The organism is Actinocrinis sp. (assembly GCF_035605935.1).
In the GTDB taxonomy this organism is placed as follows: Bacteria; Actinomycetota; Actinomycetes; order Streptomycetales; family Catenulisporaceae; genus Actinocrinis.
Genome location: NZ_DATNGK010000173.1, coordinates 1 through 6,412 on the forward strand (window position 1 = coordinate 1; position 6,412 = coordinate 6,412).

The following is a 6,412-nucleotide window of genomic DNA, read 5'->3' on the forward strand; positions in this document are numbered from 1 at the left end:
CGGCGACGGACGCAAAGCCGTACGCGCCCAGGACCACGCCGGCTACACGCTCACCCCGCAGGCCGACCCGCGCCCCGCCCTCACCCACGACGCCCACGCACCCGGCCCGGAACACGCCTTCGCCCTCTCCCGTCTCGCCGATACCACCAGCCTGGACGGCACCGTGATCGGGATCCTGCGCCAGGGCGTGCGCCCCAGCTACGACCAGCAACTGACCGCCCAACTAACCCAAGCGACCACCACCCACGGCCCCGGCGACCTCACCACCCTGCTCACCGGCAACGACACCTGGCAGGTCCCGCCGCGGTGAGCCGCCAAATCACCGGCGCGTCAGGAGTCTTTGCCGGAGCCGTAGCGCGTAACGCCCCAGGCGATGCACGAGTAACGCAGCAGTCTGACGGCGTGGCTTTGATGCGGCCTGGCCGCGGTGCGGCACAAGACGCCGCGTCGCCGCGATCTCGGCGTTTCGGTCTCCGAAGGCTTAGCCTCCGACCAAGCCAGCCGCAGCAGCGCGGGCAGGTGGAATCGGCGCGCTGTCCACGACCAGTCCTCGCCTCGCGAAGCGGCGTCGTCGAGCAGGGCCGCGTTTTCGATCACGGACCTCTCGTCAGCCAGCGCTGTGTCGTCAACCAAAAACGCGTCGATCAGGCTGTTGAGCAGGCGTCGTGCCGTGCGCTCGTCCGCGGAAAGCGCCGTCATCGCCTGAGCGAGGTCGAAGGTGCCCGAGCCGAGTGCGGCAAGCAGTCGCAGTGCCCTGCGTTCGTCGCGATCCAGCCGCCGCCCCGCTTCGAGCAGTTGTGTGCGCACATCGAGACAGCCGATGCTCAGCTCGCCCAGCCGCCATTCCTCAGCGCGCAGCCGCTCGGCCAACTCGGGCAAGCCCAGCAGCGGGCGCGCAGCCAGGCGTTCCCCGGCCACCCGGATCGCGAATGGATTGCCACCGCACAGCTCGGTCAGCTCCAGCGCGGCTTCCGGATCGCGCAGCACCCGCGGCTCGCCGACGAGCAGCGAAAGGAACTGGAAGGCGTCGCAGGGGTCGAGTGCACCCAACCGCACGACCGAGGCGCCGGGAAGCCCGGGCAGCAGCCGCCGGCTGGTGATCAGGGTGCTGCATCCCCGCCCGTTCGGCAGCAGCGGGACCACTTGCGCGGCCGAGGCCGCGTCGTCCAGCACCACCAGCACCCGGCGATCGGCGGTCCAGCTGCGAAACCGGCGCGCTGCCGCCTCCAACGCGGCCGGCGGCTCCTCGGTGGAAACCGAACGCAGGAAACCCTGCAACACCGCGAGCGGATCGACCGGCAGGCCCGAATCGGCATGCAGCGCGGCGAACAACTGCCCATCGGGGAACTTCTCGCGCAGCCGATGCGCGGCGAACAGCGCGGTAGCCGTCTTTCCGGTGCCCTGCGCGCCGGCGACGACCACGAGCCCCGGCGAGGTGGTCACCGGTCGGCGGCGCAGCGCGGCGCCGATGAGCGCCAAGTCGTGGGCACGGCCGACGATCCGCTCCGGACCAGGCGGCAGCTCCGCCGGCGGCTCGCGCAGCGGCGGGGGAGTGCTGCCGGGTTCCGGCGCGCTCAACGAGGGCGAATCCACCAGCACCGCGTGCTGAAGCCGGCGCAGCCGCTCCGAGGGCTCGAGACCGGTCTGCTCGACCACGACCCGGCGCAGCCGGTCGTAGGCGGCCAGCGACTCGTCCCGCCGGCCCGAGCGGTACGCGGCGATCATGAGCTTCGCGCAGAACTCCTCGTGTCCGGGGTACCGCATCATCAGGACTTTGAGCTCGCCGATCAACTCCCGGTGCAGACCGAGCCGCAGATCTGCCTCGACCCGCTGCTCCAGCACGCCGCGCCGCGCGTCTTCGAGCCGGCTCGCCTCCGCGGCGAGCACCGGGCCCGGCACCAGGTCGGTCAGCGCGTCCCCGCGCCATACCGAGAGCGCTTCGCGCAGCGACGAGGCCGCACTGCCCACGTCGCCGGAGGCCAGGGCGCTGCGGCCGATCCTGGCCCGCTGCTCGAACAGCCGCAGATCCAGCTCGCCCGGCTCAAGCAGGATCCGGTAACCCTGCGGTCTGGTCTCCAGCAGTTGCCGTACCCCGCCGGTCGGGCCGCAGGCCAGCGCCTTGCGCAACTGGTAGACGTAGGTCTGCACGGTCTTTCTGGCCAGCCGGGGCGGCTCGTCGTCCCACAGCTCCTCGATCAGCGTCGGGATCGGCACCACCTGGTCCGCGTGCAGCAGCAGGGTGGCCAGCACCCGGCGCGGCATGGCGGCGGGCGGGGTGACGTCGACCTGATCGTCGCGGACCTCCATCGGCCCAAGCACTGCGAACTGCACGATCCCCACCTCGAGTCCCCGAGGAACCGGCGACCGGAGCGGCCGCCAAAAAAAACCAGCTGTGTGGTTTTTAGCATGTATGGCGTCCTAGAGCAAGCTGTTCGCCCGTGCTGGCTCGCGCTTAACTCAGCTCATCTGCCTGTTGTGGCCACTTGCACCGAAAAACCGCTGGGATGGTATGGTTTATTGACGCAGGCTTTTACGCAGCCGCAGTCCGTACACACGCGTCCGACGAAGGGCACGGAACCGGAAGAGAGCACATGATCAAACAGGAGCGGGCCGAGCGCACTCGGGAAGCGATCATCCGCGCCGCCGCCGCGGTCTTCGAACGCGACGGCTTCACCACGGCCCCGCTGGGGGACATCACCCGCACGGCCACCGTTACCAAGGGAGCGCTCTACTTCCATTTCGCCTCGAAACGCGAGCTCGCCCTCGCCGTCGTCGACGAGGCCGCGGACACCGTGCACTGGCTGCTCGCCGACGCCCGCCGGCGTCAGGACGCTGAGCTGCCGCTGCAAATCCTGATCGACCTCAGCCATGCGCTGGTCGGGCGGCTGGCAGACGACCAGGTATTGCGGGCGGGGCTTCGGCTGGGAACCGACGCGGATCTCTACCCTGAGCGGGTCGGGCTGAGCCTGGACTGGGCCGGCGTGGTCGACGAAGTGATGCGCGGGCCAGGCGCGGCGGACGTCGCGTCACCGAGCTCTGATTCGGGCACGCTTCCCGCGCAGCGCACACAGTCCGACGCCAGCGGACCGACCCGGCCGAACCTCGGCAAGGACGCGCTCGCCTACGTGCTCACCGGCCTTGAGCTGCTCTTTCGTCGCTCGCCGCAGCTGGTCGAGCAGGACACGCTCACCTCGGTGTGGCGGCTGCTGCTCTCCGGCCTGACCGAAACCGGCGAAGCGGATCGGTACAAGCCCTCCGGCACGGGGTCCGGCCCCGCCTGACCTTGACGCCTCACATCGCACATCACTGATTGCTCGCCACGCAGCCAGTGGCTAGCAATCAGTGATCTGCGATGGCTGCGATCTGCGATGGCGCTGCCAACCGGAACGCCTCCGCATGGTCGCGTGCCCACATCCGAAAGCAGGCCGCTGGGCGCCCGGTGACGCGCTCGACGGTCTGCTCGACCTGGCACTTCGCGTGTGCGCCGCGCCGGTGCAAGTGCTGCGCGAGCGCATCGGCGACCGGCCGCGGGTAGCGCTCCATCAGGGCCTGGTGCGCCTCATCCACCGAGATCTCCTCGAACCGGATCGGTCGCCCGAGCGTCTCAGCGAGCTGCTGAGCCTGCTCCGCGCTGCTGATCGCGGCCGGACCCGTCACCGGGTAGGCCTGCCCCTCGTGCCCCGGCTCGGTCAGGGCCCTGACAGCTACCTCAGCCACGTCTCGAGGGTCCACGCACGCGACCCGCGCCGAACCATACGGAGCGCGTACCACGCCGTCGACCAGCGACCGCGCCCAGCTGAGGGTGTTCGACATGAAGGCGCGCGGCCGCACCACCGTCCACGCCAGCCCCGAGGCTTGCAGCCGCTGCTCGCACTCGCGGTGCCATCGGGTGATCAGATCATCGGCGCCCAGATCGGTCACCATCAGCGCGGAGAGCCGCACCACCTGCTTGACGCCGGCCTGCGCAGCCGCGGCCAGCAGGTTCTCATCCTGCTGCGGCCGCAACGGGTCATTGGTAGCGATGAACGCCCGTTCGGCCCCGCGAAACGCTGTCGCGAGCGTGTCCGGATCCGAGAAGTCCGCCCCGGCCAACTCGATGCCGAATCCGCGTACTGCGATCCGGCGCGGATCTCGTGCGACCAGCCGCAGCGGAAATCCAGCCGCCGCGAGCCGCCGCGCCACCGCCGCACCGACCGTCCCCGATGCCCCCGTGACCAGGATCATGATTCAAAACGTGGAAAGAACACGATCGGATTACCCGGAGGCAGAATGCCCTTGAGCAGCAGCTGCCACATCCGCTCCACCCGCTGCACCAGGTCCTTGTGGCCGGAGACCACCTGCGAGACGATCTGCGCCCCGGTGAACGAGGAGACGATGAACTCTGCCATGTTGCGCACGTCCACCGACCGCTCCAGCTCGCCGCGCTCCTGAGCCTGCGTCAGCAACTGCGCGGACAGCTCCTGCCACGCGTTGTACGGCAGCGGCATCGGCCGGCTATACGTGCCCTGCTCGATGATCATCCGGAGCCCGGCCTGCACGATCGGGTTGCTCTGAATCAGATGCGCCCAGCGGAAGGAAATGTCGATGAGCTTCTGCAGCGGCGGGCTGTCAGTCGACATCACGCTCTCGATCAGCTCGCCGGCGGCCTGCTCCTCGGCGTCGATGATGGCGAAGGCCAGCTCTTCCTTCGAGGTGAAGTGGAAGTAGAGCGCTCCCTTGGTGACCCCGGCGCGGGCGAAGATGTCGGCCATGCTGGTCGCCAGGAATCCGGCGTCGGCGAAGGCTTCGGCGGCGGCCCGGACAACCGCCTCACGCGTACGTACCGCTCGTTCCTGCTGTGCCATGACGACCCCGGCCTTTGCGCTGGTTCGAATGGAACTAAAACCACACAGACGGTATCACCCGGGAGTCGCCCCCGGTAACGCCTCGCGGAGAACTGCCTGCTCCTACAGACGATAGCCTGCTTTGCCCGCTTACGACCAGGGCTGGAGGCAGCAAACTCGACCCTTGCCTACTAAACAATCCTACTGGTAGGTTTGTTTGGTATCGACGCCAGCCAGGGCGTCCTCGGGGAGGGCTCCTGCAATGATCGGTTCACTGCAAGACGCGCACAAACCGGCACCAGGCTCGACGCACACCGTTTCCTCCACCGCCACCGCCGAAACCACCGCGCAATCGGCCACGGACGCCGTGGCCGGCTCTGCCGCCGCCGCTCGGTCGGACTTCTTCGAACAGCCGGTGCCGCGCCGCTTCGTGCACCGCGCCTCGGTCGCCGAAGTGCTGCTCACCGGATTCGCTGAAGACGACAGGCCGGACACGTTCCTGCTCGCCGCGCAGTGGCCCCGCGGTCACAGTTTCTACCGCACCGCGCGCGGTGTCCACGATCCGTTGTTGTTCGCGGAGACGGTCCGTCAGGCCGGGCTGCTCATCAGTCATCTCGGCTACAAGGTGCCGCTCGCTCACGCGGCGCTGATGCGCAACCTCAGTTACGACGTGACGGCGGCGGGCCTTTCCTGCGCCGGCACACCGACGAACCTCATCCTGTCAGCCAGCTGCGCGGACGTACGTCTCCGCAAGGACATGCTGGTCGGGTTCACCATCACCACGGTGCTGCGCCGGGGGCTGGAACTCGAGCCGGTGGGGATCGGCCGGGGCGAACTACAGTGCATTTCGCCGGCTGCGTACCGCAGGCTGCGTGGCGGCGCGGGGGCCGTCTCGCCGCCGACCGAGCCGGACCCACTGCCAGAGCCGGTTTCCCCGGCTCTCGTCGGCAAAGACGCCCGCGCCGACGTAGTACTCAGCCGCACGGACGCCGAAGACACCTGGCTGCTCAGGTGCGATACCACCCACCCCGTGCTCTTCGACCACCCGGTTGACCACGTGCCCGGCATGGCGCTGATCGAAGCGATGCGTCAGGCCGCGCACTGCATGCTCTATCCGCAACGCACCGCGATGGTTCGACTCAGGGCCACATTCGAACGTTACGTCGAATTGAGTGAGCCGACCGCGGTGCGCGCTGTCACCGAGGACACTGAGGCGGACGGTTCGATACGCGTTCGCGTCGAACTGACCCAGTCGAACCGGCAGGTGGCCGTCGGCTGGTGCTCCTGCCGCAGCCTCGTCTAGGCCGTGTGTAAGAAGTTTCGCCGAGGCCGCGACGTACTTGACGCGGTAACAGATGTGCTGTGAGCCCTGCAATTCTCGCCCCGACGGTTTCGCCGAGCCCACTCGCTCGGCGAGCCGCCGGGGCGAGCGGTTTAGGGAGCTTTGTGGACTAGCGCCTCGACGGATCAGGTCCGAACGCCGAACTTCGACATCCGCCGGTCGGCCAGCGGGACCCCTCCCGTCTGGCAGGTCGGGCAGTACTGCAACGCGGAATCCGAGAAACTGACCTCGCGGATCGTGTCCCCGC

The 6,412-nt window shown here is 68.8% G+C and carries 5 protein-coding genes and 1 pseudogene; 3 read left to right on the forward strand and 3 right to left on the reverse strand.

What is annotated here, in order from left to right; all coding sequences use genetic code 11:
• Positions 1–310, forward strand: a pseudogene (locus VN779_RS14275) (2-oxoacid:ferredoxin oxidoreductase subunit beta); the annotation flags it as partial.
• Positions 311–330: 20 nt separating this feature from the next.
• Here VN779_RS14275 and VN779_RS14280 read toward each other — a convergent pair.
• A complete protein-coding gene (locus VN779_RS14280) occupies positions 331–2,331 on the reverse strand; it encodes an AfsR/SARP family transcriptional regulator (protein ID WP_325723371.1) in 2,001 nt (666 codons plus the stop codon).
• Between the two features lie 260 nt (positions 2,332–2,591).
• Between VN779_RS14280 and VN779_RS14285 the strand changes: the two genes are divergently transcribed.
• On the forward strand, positions 2,592–3,281 hold the full coding sequence (locus VN779_RS14285; RefSeq protein WP_325723373.1) for a TetR/AcrR family transcriptional regulator: 690 nt from the start codon (positions 2,592–2,594) through the stop codon (positions 3,279–3,281).
• 58 nt (positions 3,282–3,339) lie between these two features.
• On the opposite strand, the gene VN779_RS14290 is transcribed toward VN779_RS14285, so the two are convergent.
• On the reverse strand, positions 3,340–4,224 hold the full coding sequence (locus VN779_RS14290; RefSeq protein WP_325723375.1) for an SDR family oxidoreductase: 885 nt from the start codon (positions 4,222–4,224) through the stop codon (positions 3,340–3,342).
• Positions 4,221–4,844 carry a ScbR family autoregulator-binding transcription factor gene (locus VN779_RS14295; RefSeq protein ID WP_325723377.1) on the reverse strand — a complete coding sequence of 208 codons (624 nt, stop codon included), beginning with the start codon at positions 4,842–4,844 and terminating at the stop codon, positions 4,221–4,223. The genes VN779_RS14290 and VN779_RS14295 overlap by 4 nt, the downstream gene beginning before the upstream one ends.
• 241 nt (positions 4,845–5,085) lie before the next feature.
• Between VN779_RS14295 and VN779_RS14300 the strand changes: the two genes are divergently transcribed.
• Positions 5,086–6,126, forward strand: coding sequence for a ScbA/BarX family gamma-butyrolactone biosynthesis protein (locus VN779_RS14300; RefSeq protein ID WP_325723380.1), 1,041 nt, complete (start codon positions 5,086–5,088; stop codon positions 6,124–6,126).
• The last annotated feature ends 286 nt before the right edge of the window (positions 6,127–6,412 follow it).